Source organism: Mycobacterium sp. B14F4 (assembly GCF_039871645.1).
Lineage (GTDB): Bacteria > Actinomycetota > Actinomycetes > Mycobacteriales > Mycobacteriaceae > Mycobacterium.
Window position 1 is genome coordinate 138572 of sequence record NZ_JBDPMF010000009.1, and the last position, 15363, is coordinate 153934.

16 protein-coding genes and 1 pseudogene are annotated in these 15363 nt (G+C 67.5%); 7 read left to right on the forward strand and 10 right to left on the reverse strand.

The features are described from left to right. Window positions 1-14 precede the first annotated feature (14 nt). The 4 genes from ABGB19_RS22310 to ABGB19_RS22325 all read left to right on the forward strand — a co-directional run bounded on the left by ABGB19_RS22310 (window position 15) and on the right by ABGB19_RS22325 (window position 5247). Entirely contained in the window at window positions 15-461 is a 447-nt protein-coding gene (locus ABGB19_RS22310) for an SRPBCC family protein (protein ID WP_347688169.1), read from the forward strand. Further along, on the forward strand, window positions 454-2277 hold the full coding sequence (locus tag ABGB19_RS22315) for a sulfatase-like hydrolase/transferase (RefSeq protein ID WP_347688170.1): 1824 nt from the start codon (window positions 454-456) through the stop codon (window positions 2275-2277). The genes ABGB19_RS22310 and ABGB19_RS22315 overlap by 8 nt, the downstream gene beginning before the upstream one ends. Window positions 2278-2767: 490 nt before the next feature. After that, window positions 2768-4402: a fatty acyl-AMP ligase gene (locus ABGB19_RS22320; protein WP_347688171.1), complete on the forward strand. Its 1635-nt coding sequence runs from the start codon at window positions 2768-2770 to the stop codon at window positions 4400-4402. Between the two features lie 38 nt (window positions 4403-4440). Then, window positions 4441-5247: a GAF and ANTAR domain-containing protein gene (locus tag ABGB19_RS22325; RefSeq protein ID WP_347688172.1), complete on the forward strand. Its 807-nt coding sequence runs from the start codon at window positions 4441-4443 to the stop codon at window positions 5245-5247. Here ABGB19_RS22325 and ABGB19_RS22330 read toward each other — a convergent pair. Then, window positions 5238-6002, reverse strand: a complete 765-nt coding sequence (locus tag ABGB19_RS22330) for a GAF and ANTAR domain-containing protein (RefSeq protein WP_347688173.1) — start codon at window positions 6000-6002, stop codon at window positions 5238-5240. The genes ABGB19_RS22325 and ABGB19_RS22330 overlap by 10 nt on opposite strands. A gap of 37 nt (window positions 6003-6039) precedes the next feature. After that, the gene (locus ABGB19_RS22335; RefSeq protein WP_347688174.1) at window positions 6040-6753 is read right to left on the reverse strand and encodes a GAF and ANTAR domain-containing protein; all 714 of its coding nucleotides are present in this window, start codon (window positions 6751-6753) and stop codon (window positions 6040-6042) included. A 291-nt stretch (window positions 6754-7044) separates the two neighbouring features. Here ABGB19_RS22335 and ABGB19_RS22340 point away from each other — a divergent pair, with 291 nt between their 5' ends. Further along, window positions 7045-7182: a hypothetical protein gene (locus ABGB19_RS22340; protein WP_347688175.1), complete on the forward strand. Its 138-nt coding sequence runs from the start codon at window positions 7045-7047 to the stop codon at window positions 7180-7182. A gap of 4 nt (window positions 7183-7186) precedes the next feature. Here ABGB19_RS22340 and ABGB19_RS22345 read toward each other — a convergent pair whose 3' ends face one another. The 4 genes and pseudogenes from ABGB19_RS22345 to ABGB19_RS22360 all read right to left on the reverse strand — a co-directional run bounded on the left by ABGB19_RS22345 (window position 7187) and on the right by ABGB19_RS22360 (window position 9582). After that, window positions 7187-7396 (reverse strand): hypothetical protein, encoded by a 210-nt coding sequence (locus tag ABGB19_RS22345; RefSeq protein WP_347688176.1) that lies wholly within the window; start codon window positions 7394-7396, stop codon window positions 7187-7189. 120 nt (window positions 7397-7516) lie between these two features. After that, window positions 7517-8668, reverse strand: coding sequence for a fatty acid desaturase (locus ABGB19_RS22350; RefSeq protein WP_347688177.1), 1152 nt, complete (start codon window positions 8666-8668; stop codon window positions 7517-7519). Between the two features lie 236 nt (window positions 8669-8904). Continuing rightward, window positions 8905-9121: pseudogene (locus tag ABGB19_RS22355) on the reverse strand (hypothetical protein); the annotation flags it as partial. A 14-nt stretch (window positions 9122-9135) separates the two neighbouring features. Then, window positions 9136-9582, reverse strand: a complete 447-nt coding sequence (locus ABGB19_RS22360) for a DUF5994 family protein (protein WP_347688178.1) — start codon at window positions 9580-9582, stop codon at window positions 9136-9138. Between the two features lie 284 nt (window positions 9583-9866). Between ABGB19_RS22360 and ABGB19_RS22365 the strand changes: the two genes are divergently transcribed. Continuing rightward, window positions 9867-10316 (forward strand): DUF5994 family protein, encoded by a 450-nt coding sequence (locus tag ABGB19_RS22365; protein ID WP_347688179.1) that lies wholly within the window; start codon window positions 9867-9869, stop codon window positions 10314-10316. On the opposite strand, the gene ABGB19_RS22370 is transcribed toward ABGB19_RS22365, so the two are convergent. The 4 genes from ABGB19_RS22370 to ABGB19_RS22385 all read right to left on the reverse strand — a co-directional run bounded on the left by ABGB19_RS22370 (window position 10313) and on the right by ABGB19_RS22385 (window position 14367). Beyond that, on the reverse strand, window positions 10313-11623 hold the full coding sequence (locus ABGB19_RS22370) for a DEAD/DEAH box helicase (protein ID WP_347688180.1): 1311 nt from the start codon (window positions 11621-11623) through the stop codon (window positions 10313-10315). The genes ABGB19_RS22365 and ABGB19_RS22370 overlap by 4 nt on opposite strands. Window positions 11624-11906: 283 nt before the next feature. Continuing rightward, window positions 11907-12326: a pyridoxamine 5'-phosphate oxidase family protein gene (locus ABGB19_RS22375; protein ID WP_347688181.1), complete on the reverse strand. Its 420-nt coding sequence runs from the start codon at window positions 12324-12326 to the stop codon at window positions 11907-11909. 49 nt (window positions 12327-12375) lie between these two features. Then, on the reverse strand, window positions 12376-13860 hold the full coding sequence (locus ABGB19_RS22380) for a wax ester/triacylglycerol synthase domain-containing protein (protein WP_347688182.1): 1485 nt from the start codon (window positions 13858-13860) through the stop codon (window positions 12376-12378). 57 nt (window positions 13861-13917) lie between these two features. Continuing rightward, the gene (locus ABGB19_RS22385; RefSeq protein ID WP_347688183.1) at window positions 13918-14367 is read right to left on the reverse strand and encodes a DUF5994 family protein; all 450 of its coding nucleotides are present in this window, start codon (window positions 14365-14367) and stop codon (window positions 13918-13920) included. 487 nt (window positions 14368-14854) lie between these two features. Between ABGB19_RS22385 and ABGB19_RS22390 the strand changes: the two genes are divergently transcribed. Beyond that, window positions 14855-15361: a DUF5994 family protein gene (locus tag ABGB19_RS22390; protein ID WP_347688184.1), complete on the forward strand. Its 507-nt coding sequence runs from the start codon at window positions 14855-14857 to the stop codon at window positions 15359-15361. Window positions 15362-15363: the final 2 nt, after the last annotated feature.

Here is a 15363-nt window from a genome sequence, read left to right on the forward strand (position 1 = left end):
GCTACCGTGGGGCCGTGGCCGCCACCGACCGCACTCGCGATATCGCCGCGACCCCGACGCAGATCTGGGACCTACTCGCCGACTTCGGTGCGCTCAGCACGTGGGTCGACGGCGTCGACCACTCGTGCATCCTGAGCGGTGACCCGCCGGCCGTCGGGACCACCCGGCGCGTGCAGGTCGGACGCAACGTGCTTGTCGAGCGCATCACCGAGTCCGACCCGCAGTACGTCCTCGGCTATGACATCGACGGGCTGCCCAAGGTGTTCGGCAAGGTCGGCAACCGCTGGTCCGTCGGGCCGACCAGCGGCGGCCGAACCCTGGTGACGGTGACCAGCACCGTCGAGATCGGCCCCCGTCTCGATCAACAACTCGCCGAGCGCGTGGCCTGCCGCGTGCTGGCCCGCCAGTCCGACACGACGCTCGCCGGACTGGCCGACCATTTGGAGAACGCCAATGTCTGACGCTCGGCCCGACATCGTCATCATCATGACCGACGAAGAGCGCGCGATACCACCCTACGAGACGCCCGAGGTCCTGGATTGGCGATCGCGGAAGCTGCTCGGCCGCAAGTGGTTCGACGAGCACGGTGTCAGTTTCCAGCGGCACTACACCGGCTCGCTGGCGTGCGTGCCGAGCAGGCCGACGATCTTCACCGGCCAGTACCCCGACCTGCACGGCGTCACCCAGACCGACGGCATCGGCAAGATGTACGACGACTCCCGACTGCGCTGGCTGCGCCGCGGCGAGGTGCCGACGCTGGGCAACTGGTTCCGCGCGGCGGGCTACGACACGCACTACGACGGCAAGTGGCACATCTCGCATGCGGATCTGACCGACCACACCGGAGCGCCGCTCGCGACCAACGACGACGACGGCGTGATCGACCCCGCCGCGGTGCAACGCTACCTCGACGCCGATCCGCTTGCGCCCTACGGCTTCTCGGGCTGGGTCGGTCCCGAGCCGCACGGGGCGTTGCTGTCCAACGCCGGGGTGCGGCGCGACCCGCTGATCGCCGACCGGGTGGTGGCGTGGCTGGAGGACCGCTACGCCCGGCGGCGCGCCGGCGATCCGGCAGCGCTGCGCCCGTTCCTGTTGGTGGCCAGCTTCGTCAACCCGCACGACATCGTGCTGTTCCCGGCATGGTCGCGCCGCAGCCCGATCCGGCCGTCGCCGCTCGACCCGCCCGCCGTCCCCCCGGCGCCGACCGCCGACGAGGACCTGTCGACGAAACCCGCGGCGCAGATCGCGTTCCGCGAGGCCTACTACTCCGGCTACGGCCCGGCGCCGGCGATCGACCGCACCTACACCCGCAACGCGCAGCGCTACCGCGACCTGTACTACCGCCTGCACGCCGAGGTCGACGCGCCGATCGACCGCGTGCGCCGCGCCGTCACCGACAACGGTTCCGAGCACGCGGTCCTGGTGCGCACCGCCGACCACGGCGACCTGCTCGGCGCGCACGGCGGGCTGCACCAGAAGTGGTTCAACCTGTACGACGAGGCGACGCGGGTGCCGTTCGTGATCGCGCGCATCGGCGACCAGGCCACCACGGCGCGTACCGTCGCCGCCCCGACCTCGCACGTCGACCTGGTGCCGACGCTGCTCGGGGCGGCGGGCGTGGACGTCACGGCGACCGCGGCCAAGCTGGCGGAGTCGTTCTCCGAGGTGCACCCGCTGCCGGGCCGCGACCTGATGCCGGTGGTCGACGGGACGCCGGCGGACGAGACCCGCGCGGTGTACCTGATGACGCGCGACAACGTGCTCGAGGGCGACACCGGCGCGTCGGGTCTGGCGCGGAAGCTGAAGCGGACCGCCAATCTGCCTGCGCCGCTACGCATTCAGGTACCCGCGCATGTCGGCTCGAACTTCGAGGGGCTGGTGCTGAGGGTCGACGAGCCCGGCGGCGAGGGACACCTGTGGAAGCTGGTGCGTACGTTCGACGATCCGGCGACCTGGACCGAACCCGGCGTGCGGCACCTCGCGGCGAACGGGATGGGCGGCGAGGCGTACCGCACCGAACCGCTGGACGACCAGTGGGAGCTCTACGACCTGACCGCCGATCCGATCGAGGCCGTCAACCGGTGGACCGATCCGGGCCTGCACGAATTGCGGCAGTACTTGCGTATGCAACTGAAACAGGCCCGCGCCGGCTCGGTTCCGGAGCGCAATGTCCCGTGGCCATACGTGCCGCGTCAGACACCCAGCACACCGCCGGGACCGGTTCGTGAGCTGCTCGAGCGGGTCACGGGAGGCGGGCGGCGAACGGCGCCGGACTGAAGCGCCAGGCCAGCAGGCCGGGGGGATCTTGCAGTAAAACCGCGGCCGACGCGGTACGGTTGGGCCGGGTTGACCTTCCCAGCCTCCCGGAAACGTCACGGCGGCGATCCCATCCCCGCCCGAAGGGGTGTCTGAACCCCGACGTCAGCCGGTGTGAACGGTGATTGTGACCCGCGGGGAGTCCGATGTCGGATTTGTCACAGTTAGCGGCCGAAAACGGCACAGATCGGGGCGCCTCGCTGTCGACGGTCAATGGGTCGGTACAGTCGGTCTGCCAGACGAACTCTGCCCGTCGTTCCGGCCGGAGTGACGGACCACCTGGGGTGAACATGAAGGAGTCGCGCTCTGCCGTAATAATCGTCGGCCCCGTTTCGGGACCGGCGACGGTCGAACTCCAGCGGCTTCTGAATAGCCCGGCGCACCGACTAACCGTCGGATCGCGGGCACGATCGAGAAACGGCGTTGTCGCGGCGAAGCCAAAGGGGTTGTGTTGAGCCAGTTTACCGAGACTATGTACCGGAACGCCCGGTGGACCACGAAGGGGATGGTCACCGGCGAGCCTGAGGCTCCCGTCCGGCACACCTGGGCGGAGGTGAACGCCCGGGCTGCGCGAGTGGCCGGCGGACTGGCCGCGGCCGGCGTCGGACACGGTGACGCGATCGCAGTGCTGGCGGGCGCCCCGGTGGAGATCGCGCCGACGGCCCAGGGAATCTGGATGCGCGGCGCCAGCCTGACCATGCTGCATCAGCCCACTCCCCGCACCGACCTGGTCCGCTGGGCCGACGAGACCACCGCCGTGATCAAGATGATCGGGGCCAAGGCGGTCGTCATCTCCGAGCCGTTCATGGCCGCCGCACCTGTGCTGGCCGGGCTGGGGATGACGGTTCTCACGGTCCAGTCACTCCTGGCGAACGGCCCCGTCGAGCCGGTCGAGACCACCGATGACGATGTGGCGTTGATGCAGCTGACCTCGGGGTCGACCGGCTCGCCCAAGGCCGTCCAGATCACCCACGCCAACATCGTGGCCAACGCCGATGCGATGACCGCCGGCTGCGAGTTCGACATCGACAACGACGTGATCGTGAGCTGGCTGCCCTGCTTCCACGACATGGGGATGACGGGTTACCTGACGGTGCCGATGTACTACGGTGCGGAGCTGGTGAAGGTCACGCCGATCGACTTCCTTCGCGATACGTTGTTGTGGGCCAAGCTGATCGACAAGTACAAGGGCACCATGACGGCGGCGCCGAACTTCGCGTACAACCTGTTCGCGAAGCGGTTGCGCAGGCAGGCCACCCCGGGTGAATACGATCTGTCGTCCCTGCGCTGGGCGCTGTCCGGCGCAGAACAGGTCGACCCCGTCGACGTCGAAGACTTCTGCGATGCGGGCGCACCGTTCGGACTGCGGCCCGAGGCGATCGTGCCCGCGTACGGCATGGCCGAGACGACGGTGGCGGTGTCGTTCTCCGAGTGCGGCCGCGGGATGGTCGTCGACGAGGTCGACGCCGACCTACTCGCCGTGCTCCACCGGGCCGTCCCCGCCACCAAGGGGCACACCCGCCGGCTGGTTTCGCTCGGACGGCCCCTGCAGGGGCTCGAGCTGCGGGTGGTCGACGAGGACGGCGCGGAACTCCCGGCCCGAGGGGTGGGCGTCATCGAGGTGCGTGGTGAGCCTGTGACCAGGGGCTACACCACGGTCGCCGGGTTCATCCCCGCTCAGGACGAGCGGGGCTGGTACGACACCGGCGACCTCGGCTATCTCACCGAAACCGGGGAGGTGGTGGTATGCGGACGCCTCAAGGACGTCATCATCATGGCCGGACGCAACATCTACCCGACGGACATCGAACGTGCCGCCAGCCGGGTCGCCGGAGTGCGGCCGGGCTGCGCCGTTGCGGTGCGGCTGGACGCGGGGCTGTCGCGGGAGACGTTCGCGGTGGCGGTGGAGTGCAAGAACTTCGATGATCACGATGAGGTACGGCGGGTCGAGCGACTGGTCGCACACGAGATCTTCGCCGAGGTCGACGTGCGGCCCCGCAATGTCGTCGTGCTCGAACCGGGCATGATCCCGAAGACGCCGTCCGGCAAGTTGCGCCGCGCGCACGCATTGTCACTCGTGAACTGAATAGAAGCCCGCGCGAGCGGGTACATTCCTCACCCAGAATGGCTGAATTCGACGGACAGCCGGGTCGGGCTTCGGCCCCGGACGCCACGTTGTCGGCGGCGCAACGCGAAGCCGACGAGCTGGATCTGTCCGCCGGACTCGCCGCCCTGGCCGGGTTGGTGGCCGGCGCCCGCCCGATGGTGGATCTGCTCGCCGACGTGGCGGAGTTCGCGGCACGGGCGATACCGGGCGTGGACGGTGCGGGCGTCGCGCTGATGCAGCGGCACGATGGTGCCCGTCGCATCCAGACGTGGGCCGCCACGGCGGAGTTCGTCGAAGAGATCGACGTCGTCCAGTACGACGAACTCAACGAGGGCCCCTGCATCACCTGCATGCGGTCAGGACGCGCGACCGTCAGCGGATCGCTGGGCAGCGACCGCCGGTGGCCACGGTTCGGCGGGCGGGTGGCCCGGATGGGGGTGCACTCGGCGCTGTCCCTGCCGCTGATCGTCGATGACCGGACGGTCGGCGCGATCAACTCCTATGCCCGCGCTCGCGACGCGTTCGGCGAACATGCCGTGCAGTTGGGCACTCAGTTCGCCGGGCCGGCGGCGGTGTCGGTGTACAACGGCCAGTTGCTCTCCCACGCTCAGCAGCGGACGGCGCAGCTTCAGCGAGCGTTGGGCAGCCGAGCGGTGATCGATCAGGCCGTGGGGATCATCCGCAGCCGATCGGGCGGGAGCGCCGAGGAAGCATTCGACCGTCTGACGCGGATGAGTCAGAGCGAGAACGTCAAGCTGCATCTGGTGGCCGAACGCCTGGTGGACGAAGCCGTCCGCCGAGCGCGTGCCCGCAATCACTCGTAACTCGTTGACCGCTTGGCGAATCCGCTGATGTCGGAAACCAGGATAGGTCGGCCGTGCCGGTCGGTAATCAGACGCCGGGCCACATCCGTGAGGTGCTCACCGTTGGCGCGGGCATAGCCGCGCAGCACGGTGAAGGCGTCCTCGACGGTCACGTCGAGGGTCTGTCGCAGGAACCCCTTGGCCTGCTCGACGACCACCCGGCCGGCCAGTGCGGCACGCAGTTGCGGCAGCACGGTCGAAGGGGTCGGCGCACGCCCCTGCAGCAGCGCCACGCAGGCGATGTGGGCGAGGGTCTGGCCGGCGAGAAGGTCGGCGTCGTTCAGTTCGCCCGCCTGGGTGCCGAACAGGCCGAGCGCACCCAGCACGATGCCCGCCGCGCGCATCGGGACGGCGTGGACGGAGGCGAACCCGGCGTCGAGCGCCGCGGGGACGAGCCGGGGCCAGCGGTCGGTGACCTCCCGCAGATCGGCCACGGACACCGGCTGCGAGGTGACATAGCAGTCGACGCACGGCCCCTCGTCGGCCTGAAGTTGGAACAGTTCCAGTTCCTGGGCCTGCTCGGAGGTCGCCGCCAGGACACGCAGGTTGTCGAACGGATCGGCGAGCAGGAAGCCGGCCGCGGCGACGTCGAGGAGTGCAGCGCAGCGCTCGGTGAGCTCGGTCAGCAGGTCTACGACGTCGAAGTCCTCGAGCAGGGCGTCGACGAGCGGCAGGACCGCTTGCAGTACACGGGTCTCGTGCGGGGTTTCGGTCACACTGCCCTCCATTCTGGCGTTGCGGTCAAGACCTGCATCAGTCCTCGTCCAGGCGAAGCCGGCGGTCGATGATGTCGCGGGCTATGTCGGTGGCGCTGCGGCCGCTCGAGTAGGCGTGGGCGCGCAGCCGGATCAGGGCCTCTGCCGGCTCGACGCCGAGCTGAGCCACCAGCATGCCCGTCGCCTGGCTGACCTCGACCCGCGACAGCGCGTTCAGTTCTGCCCACGCATCGCTGTGCGGGTCCGCGACAGCGGCTTGAAGATCGGCGTCGAGCAGGTCGAGCACGGAAACGCCGGCCAACTCCGCGGCGATCACCGCCCCGGCGAGTTCCTCGTCGCCGAGCGCGCCCGGCCGGGTCCGAAACAGGTCCAGCGCCCCGATGTATTCACCCGCGACGAGGACCGGCACCGCGAAGACGCCGCGGATTTGCAGGTCGAGCATCGCGGGCGCGTAAGCCGGCCACCGAAGCTGCTGCGCGGCGGCGAGGTCGCGCACCAGCACTGGGGCTCGCGTGGCCACGGAGTCGAGGCATGGCCCCTCACCGAGCACGAACTGAAGCTCGTCGTACCTGCGCGCCGCGGCACCGCTCGATCCCAGAGTCCCCTTGTTGATGCCGTCGAAGACCAGTGAGATCGCCGCCGCGTCGATGTCGATGTGGACCACGCAGGCCTCGCACAGCCGATTGGCGGCCTCCAGCCCACGGCGACCGTCGACGGCCGCGAGAAGCTGCTCATGCAAGCCCGCGGTCAATCCGTCAGGCTCGATCCGGCAGTAGACGAAGGGTTCACGTTTCAGTCCCGCCTTCCGGTCGGCACCGGGTTTCCGGCATGAGCGACAGCTCGGCGCGATCGGCGGATGTTCGGCTGATACGGCCCGGACGGCTGGGTTCCCAACACCTCGACACTACACGCTCATGCCCGGACGAACAGAGCCGATACGAGGTGGCACGCCGGTGAATGCTGTTGGAACGCATGGATCGAGACAAGGGCGTAGGGTCGGGACATTGGGACCGTCCGAGGCCCCACGATCAAGGGGTCAGTGATGTCTGACAAGTCACCGCGACAGACCATGTCGAAGAAGTCCGGTAAGTCGTTGAAAGAGAAGCGGGCCGCCAAGCACGCGAAGTCGGACGCCAAACTCTCGGCGGTCGAGTCTGCGATCGAGAACAGGAAGCGCTGAGCCGTCAGCCCTTGGACCGGCTCCAGAATCGTCCTGTCTTCGAACGTTTCTGGTCGCCTTCGACGCCGGTCCACTCACCGGCCGCGTATCGGTGCGGCTGATTCGAACCTTCACGAATGACGTCGAGCGTGCCGTCGTTGTGCTTGTGATACGCGTCGCCGAACCGCGAGTAGCTATCGGTTGTGCCGTCATAGAGCGTCACCGTCACGGTCATTGTGGAACCTCCAGATGCGCCGGCGATGCCGGCAGTCGATATCGATACAGCCCCGGCAATCACCTGGCGAGTCGCTCGATAGTGCCAACAGTACGCCGTTGCAGGGAATCCCGTGGCTGGTCAGCGTCGACGACGGCGGCGCATCCGCAGCGCCCCTCCCCGCTCCGAGGCGGTTTCCGGGGCGTCGTCGCTCGAGGCAATCAGGAAGTGGTCGGGCAACGCCAGCTTGTGTATGGTGCGCAGCGTCTGAAAATACTGCCGTGCAAGCGATCCCGTGGTGTAGGGCAGGTCGTACTTGTCGCAGAGCGCCTTCACCCGGACCGCGATCTGGGCGTACCGGTTACTGGGCAGGTCCGGGAACAGATGGTGTTCGATCTGATAACACAGATTGCCGCTGGAGAACGCCAGCACCCGCCCCGCCTTGAAGTTCGCGGCACCCAACATCTGACGCAGGTACCAGTCGCCCCGGGATTCCTCGATCATGATGTCGGGGGTGAACTTCTCTGCGCCGTCCGGGAAGTGCCCGCAGAAAATCACCACGTACGTCCAGAGGTTCCGGATGAGGTTCGCTGTCGCATTCGCCACCAGGGTCCTTCGCCAGCGCGACAGGCTCAGTGCGGGAAACACGACGTAGTCCTTGACGGCCTGACGAGCGATCTTCGCGCCCAACTCCTTTCTCGCCCGGATGACTTCGGTTCTGTCACCCGCCGCTCGATCCCGTTCCGAGTGAACGCCGTGCAGCGCAATACCCCACTCGAAGATTGTGGCCAGCAACAGGTTTCGCAAAGGTTGCAGCAGGTGTACCGGCTGCCACGGTTCGTCACGGGTCACCCGCATGATGCCGAACCCGAGGTCGTCGTCGACCCCGACCACGTTGCTGTACACGTGGTGGCGATAGTTGTGCGAGTACCTCCACTGCGACGAGACCGCGACCATGTCCCACTCCCAGGTGCTCGAGTGGATCTCCGGGTCGTTCATCCAATCCCATTGGCCGTGGCTGACGTTGTGCCCGATCTCCATGTTCTCGACACACTTGGCGAACGACAGCGCGGCCGTTCCCGCGAGCCATCCGGCCCTGGTCCGGCTGAAGATGAGCAGGCGCCCGGCCGCCTCGAGTGACCGTTGAAAGGCGATGGTGCGCCGGATGTAGGCGGCGTCGCTTTCGCCCAGCGACTCCTCGATGTCGACGCGGATGGCGTCGAGTTCCGTTCCGAGGGCTTCGATGTCCGCCCGGCTCAGATGTGTGTACGCAGCGATGTCTGCGATGGCCAATGGTTGTCCTGCCTGATCCGTGCGAGAAGTGCGGTTGAGCTCACGTGCGAACCCGGGGTGAGCGGACCACCAGCCGAGAAGTCGACGAGGACGACGGCAGCGCGTCGGCGTACCTCCACCCTACGGAGAGTGAACGGGCATGTCCACGTCGTGCGTTGTCGACTGCGGACCGTTCACGCCGCGCTCAGCCGATCGACACCAACTGGTCGACCGAATCCCCGGGCAGGTCGCCGTCGACCCGGTACGTAGTTCAGCCGGGAAAAGCCCAGGACGACACCCGCTCGAGCAGGGTCGCCGAGTCCACGAAGTCGCCGAACTCCCGGCCGGCAAAGCCGTAGAACTTGTCGGCCTCGGCGTAGCGACTGGCGGGTGCGGAGCGACGGCGATCTGCAACTCCAAGTCGGCCGGGGCGGCGATCTCTACCTGGAGATCAGTACCGACCTCTCGCTTCATGCGCGGCAGCCTCGTCATGCGCCTGTCGCGAGAAGTGACTTCACCGTCGACGTGTCATCCGGCGCCGCGGCGGCCATCGCGATGGCGTGCGCCAGATCGGGTTCGGTGCGCGACGGGACCACGAGAAGGACGATTCGCCTGCCGCGGCTGTCGAGCACACCGACCGTGTGGGCCGGATGGCGGCGGTAGCCGTCAAGACGGACCACCAGGCCGTCGGTCACAAGCGTCCGCGGCACATTGGACCACTCGTCGAGGTTGTAGACCACCCGGGCGATGGACCCGAGGCGCACCGCCAGCACGGCCAACAAATCCGGGAGTTCGTTCGGTAAGTCATCGCTCAGTGGCCACCACGCGCCGTCGACGTAGCCGGCCGTCGAACCTTCGCGTTTCAGGCGCAGCCGCGGAGTGTGCTCGAGTTCTTCGAGGCTTCGGCCGGAGACGGCACTTTCTTGTGGTGCCATTCGAATGGTCCCGTCCAAGCCGATCGAACGGCTCTCGTCAATTGCACCGGCGGCGACACAATCTCAGATGGTCGCGTGCGAGATACCGCCAGTGCGTCCAATCGTACGCTGCGACCTGCGAAATCTCGCTCTGCCGTGTGTTCGACGGCGCAACGCATGAGCGGCCGGCGCGGGTGTAGTGTCCGAGTTGAACCGTTTCGTCTCAGCGCCCGCCGAACGCGATCCGATTCGTCTACCCGACTGCACTTCTGCGGCCGGCCGGCCTTCGACGTGAGGACGAGCGGTTGACCGATCCCATCCGGCTGACGTTGGCACCACAGATCGACGACAACATCGGCGGCGCCTGGTGGCCGTACACGGCTTCGATGGCACGGGAACTCCCCGCGCTGATCGAAAGGCTGCACGAGCCACTGGGTGAGATCGTCGACATCAGCATCAACTGGACCGCCTTACAGGGCGTGCCGAACCTCGACCAGTTCGGTCGCAGCGGGACAGTGCTGCTACCCGGTCAGGAGGCGCGGCCGCACCGCGTCATGACCGTCACCGGGAGCCGGGCACACGCCCACCTTCTGATCGTGCCGTCGGACACCACCAAAGGCCTGGCCGTCCTGGTGCTGCGGTGCGCCGCGGATCTTCCTGTCCTGGCGACGCATCAGCACACGGACACGTTCCGCGCTGCCGAGTCGATCGTGCGGACAGCCCGTGCCCAGCACGCGGAGAGTGCCGTCGTCTAGACGCGGGCGCCCGTCCGGTGCGATCCCCGGCGCGCGTTACCGTTGCCGCCGTTGCTGTTTCGCTGGCGATTGGCGGGCCGACGACGACGCGACCCAGCGGTCTGCGCCGGCTTCGGTGCCGTCTGCGGCTTGGGCGCCGGAGCCTGGTACGCGGCGACCTCACCGACCAACACGGTGACCGCAGGTGAGTCGGCTGCGACCGGCTGACCCTTGACGTTGAGCCCGGCGCGGCGCATCAACGTCTGCGTCTCCCGCCGCTGCTCGGGCAGCACGACGGTGACGACGTCACCGGCGTTGCCCGCCCGGGCGGTCCGACCGGAGCGGTGCAGATAGGCCTTGTGCTCGGCCGGCGGGTCCACGTGCACAACGAGTTCCACGCCGTCGACGTGCACACCGCGCGCGGCGATGTCGGTGGCCACCAGCACGCGCGCCTCACCGGCGGTGAACGCCGCCAGGTTGCGGTCGCGTGCGGGCTGAGAAAGGTTGCCGTGCAGGTCGACTGACGGGACACCGGAGTCGGTGAGCTCGCGGGCGAGCTTGCGGGCCTGATGTTTGGTGCGGGTGAACAGGATCCGACGGGAGCGACCAGAGGCAAGCTGGCGCACCAGCTCCTTTTTCGACTTGGCCCCGTCGACGTGAAAGACGTGATGCGTCATGTCGGGCACCGGCGTCTCGACTTCGTCGACGGCGTGCGTCACCGGGTTCCGCAGGAAACGCTTGACCAGCTTGTCCACCCCGTTGTCGAGGGTGGCGGAGAACAGCAGCCGCTGACCGCTCGACGGCGTCGCCGCCAGGATCCGGGTGACGACCGGCAGGAAGCCGAGGTCGGCCATGTGGTCGGCTTCGTCGATCACGGTGACGGCGATCGTGTCGAGGCTGACGATCCGCTGCTTCATCAGGTCGTCCAGCCGGCCGGGGCAGGCCACGATGATGTCGACACCGGTGCGCAGCGCATTCTCTTGACGGCTCTGCGGAACCCCGCCGAAGATCGTCGTGATCTTGAGGCCATGGGCGGCGGCCAGCGGTGCGAGAACGGCGGCGATCTGAGATGCCAGTTCGCGGGTGGGCGCCAGCACCAGGCCGGTGGGGCGCTTCTGCCGCGCCCCGCCCGCCAGTCGCGCGACGAGTGGGAGTGCAAAGGCCAGCGTCTTACCGCTGCCGGTCTTGCCGCGGCCCAACACATCTCGGCCGGCGAGGCTGTCGGGCAGCGTTCGCTCCTGAATCGGGAACGGGGCGAGGATCTCCCGCGCGGCGAGCGCCTTGATCAGCGGTTCGCTCACGCCGAGATCGGCGAAGGTCTTATTCACGTGTGCAGTGCCTTTCGGGCATCGGGTAGTGCCGTGCGGGTGTGACGAGAGACACAGCCGAGCAGGCACAAGGTGGCGAGATTGCCGGTGGGCAATATCGATCGCCGCAAGAAGACTTGTTGCTCGAGAAGAACGAGAAGCGTTCCACGACGTGTCGGTGTCGGACTTCGACGCCAACGTTGATGGTCAGCCTACAGCAGCAGGGGCGTCGTCGGCGAAACCGCCCCGCGGTTCGCCATTCCGGCACTTTGCGCACGCCCGCAACACATCGAGCGCGTCGCGGCTACTCCTTCGAGTAGTCCGTACTGAGCCAGCGGACAGGCCGCATCCGGATCACGACGGATGTCGGCGTGAGGTTCTCGTCGGTGAACTGATTGCCTGCCTCCTCGCCGAGGTAGCGGACGGCGACCTGGCGAACCTCGGTATCGGTGGCGGAACCGATGCTGGTGACGTCGCCCTCGGCGGTGACGTACTTGTACGGCGGCTGCTCGTCCTGCACGGTGATCGCGAACCGGCCGGCCTCGCTGATCAGCCGGTGCTTGAGTGATCCGGACTCCGTCCACAGCAGCACCTCACCACCGGGCTGGTAGTCGTACCAGATGGGGACGCTCAGGGGCGCGCGGCCAGGTCGTTCGACGGCGATAACGCCCACGTGCACGTCGGACAGGTACTTCTCGCGTTCGTCACTAGTCATCGTCGGCATGCTGTAGGCAACCGCGGCGGTCCACGTCACATTCCCGGTGCGCGACGCCTCACGATCGCTTGCTGATGTGGGACGTCATCTCCGTCACCACCGAACGACCTTGGCCCCGGGGTGACTGCGCAGCCGCAGCGAGCAGCACCGCGACGGCGTCGCCGATGCCGCTCGAGATCTGCTCGACGTCAGGCACGTTGTCCGGACAGACAGAGATGCACACATCCATCGCATCGCCGTGGGTCGTCACGCCGATGTTCAGTCCGCACCCCTCGACGAGCGGCTCGATGACGTACATGCCGAGAACCTCGGACCCGGCACAGTAAGCGCGCCCGGACGGCTGGCCGGTGAACGAAACAGCGCCGTGGCGATTCGGCGCACGCAAGCGCGTCAGACCGAGGCCGCTGGACATCTGCGTCGCCCGGCGTGTCATCCAGGGCGGTAGAAGCGAGATCACTGTCGCGAAATCGACCGGCGGAGCGGTGATCTCATTGCCATACCTGTTGGCGAACGCGAGCCGCTCGGTGACGGTGTGCAGCTCGCTGAGCACCTGCACCGGGTCGTCGAGGTGAACTGGCGCCTCAATGTGTGCTGTGTTCGACGGACGTCCAGGGTGCGCCGCGTCACCTGCCGGCAGCGACAGCGGGACGACCAACAGCAACGGATCGGGGGGGGCTGCGTCGTAACGCAGCAGCCAAGAGCGCAGTGCCAGCGTGCACGCGGCGAGAACGACGTTGGCGGTGCTTCCGCCGAACGCATCGCCGATCGTCGTCACATCGGCGAGCCGTATCGACGCGAACGCCGTCGACCGTCGTCGCGTCAGCGGTGCGTTGAATGCAAGTTTCGGTACGGCCCCGCGGATCGGCGAAGGGGCAACCGGAGATTCGTCGGCGTTGCTCAACCGACGGCGCATCGTCAGTAACGCGGTCGTCGCGGCTTCGGCCACCATCCACACGCCGGTGATCTGGTTCTCGATCGTCTCGGTCACCGTGTCGGTGACGAGCGCGACCAGTGATGGAGCCGGTCCGGGGCCGTGCTCGGGCGGTGAGGTGCGTTCGGGGTGCTTCTCGGATGTGACCAGTCGCTGCCACAGGGCCGCGACGCCGTGACCGTCCTCGCAGAGCACCGGCGACATCTTCACCACCACCGCCCACCGACCGGCTGCCAGACCGTCGATGCTCCATGCCTCCCACGGCGATCTCCGCCAGTCGGCAACTCCGTCAACGAGTTTCGTCACCAAGTCGGCGAGCTCACCGGAGCCTCCAGGCGTTGCCACGGTTGCGGTGTGGATCTGACGAGATGCGTCGTATCCGTCGATCTCGACCCAGACAGGTTGGCCCACGCCCATCGGCTTGCCGACCAATCGACTGCGGAGGCGGGCGAGGTGCGACAAAGACGATGCCACGAACTGCTGAAGCCGCTGATGGCTGAGCTGATCCGAGGCCTCGAGGACGAGCACCACAACGGTGTGCGCGGGCGTCGTCGGGGTCTGGGTGTGCAGTGCTGTCGCATCGGCGACGGACAACCGGTCAACCACTAACATCCACCGTGATCATGAGCATTGCCCCCACTGGGCCCGCCCACAGCGGTGACTTCGTAATCACGCGCCTGTCGAGAGAAGTGAGTCCACCGTCGACGCGTTGTCCGTCGACGCGGCGGCCATCGCGATGGTGTGCGCATGGTCGGCTTCGGTGCCGGGGGGCACGACCAACAAAATGGTTCTGCCTCCGTTGCCGTTCAAGATCTCGATCGTGTTGGCCGGCTGGCGATGGTATCCGTCGAGTCGCACGACTCGGCCGTCCACCGAGAATTTCCGCGGCGCCGCGGCCCACTCCTCCAACCGGTATGCGACGCGGGTGACGCCGCCCAGCCGCACTGACAGCACGGTGAGCAGGTCGGGAAGTTCCTTCACCAGGTCACCGCTGTGCGGCCACCACGCTCCATCGACGAAACCACTCGTCGGCGCCTTGCGTTTCAACCGCAGGCGAGGGGTGTTATCCGGACCTTCGTGGCGTTGGCCGGAACCGGCACGACTTTCCTGTGGTGCCATGAGGACGATCCCGTCTGAGCCGTCCAGCGGCTCGATGGTGAACCGGCGACGACACAATCTCGAATGGTCGCGTGCAGCAAGCCGCCGATGTCCCCAGCCTACGCCATCAAACGGCTAAGCCCAACGGCGCGAACGGCCATGGCGCTGTCCGCCGGCATGCGGGCCGAGGCCGAAACCGCCGCCCGGAAAACGCATTCATGCACCGAGAATTCTGTGGCGCACCGCGATGACGAGGATCCGCCCAACGCGCTCGGCCTGAAGCCGTTGCGGTGTAGTGTCGGGGTGAACCGCCTCGTTTGTCGATGCCATCCCGACCCTCGCCAGGCCGAGCATGATCAACGTGCGATCCGATTCGCAGATCGATTACGCACGCTTGCCGGAATCAGCTCGACACGAAGGAAGCTTCGATGAATCACCCGTGCTGGGGCGTGAAAGCCATTGTTGCTGAGTGGATTTCGACCGCTTCTGTGATCGAGGGTCGAACGCCGTGAATGGCACCGCTCAGCGGCGCAGCGCGAGCCCCATCCGGCTCGCGTTGGCTGCGGCGTCCGGCGACGACCTCGATGGGGCGTGGTGGCCACGTACCGGGTCCATCGGGGCGGAGCTGGCCGAGTTCATCGATGCTCTACGCGAATCATTGGGCCAGATCATCGACATTCGCGTGAACTGGTCGTCGTCCGACGCGATGCCCGACCTCAACATGCTCACTCGGCGCGGGGTGGCGGCCATACCGGGATACATGGACCGCCCGCAGCGCATCATCACCATGATCGGCAGTCAGTCGCGGGCGAATCTGCTGGTGGTGCCCAACCACACCACACCAGTCCTGGCGATGATGGTGCTCCGGCACGCCGCCGCGCTGCCGATCGAGTCCCGCCACCACGAAACCCCGGCCTACGTTGCGGCCGGCGCAATCGTGCGGACCGCGCGTGCCCAGTGCGCGCGGCGCAGTGGCGTGGCGATGGCCGAGCCGCCCGGCTCGCCGAGCTCGTAGCG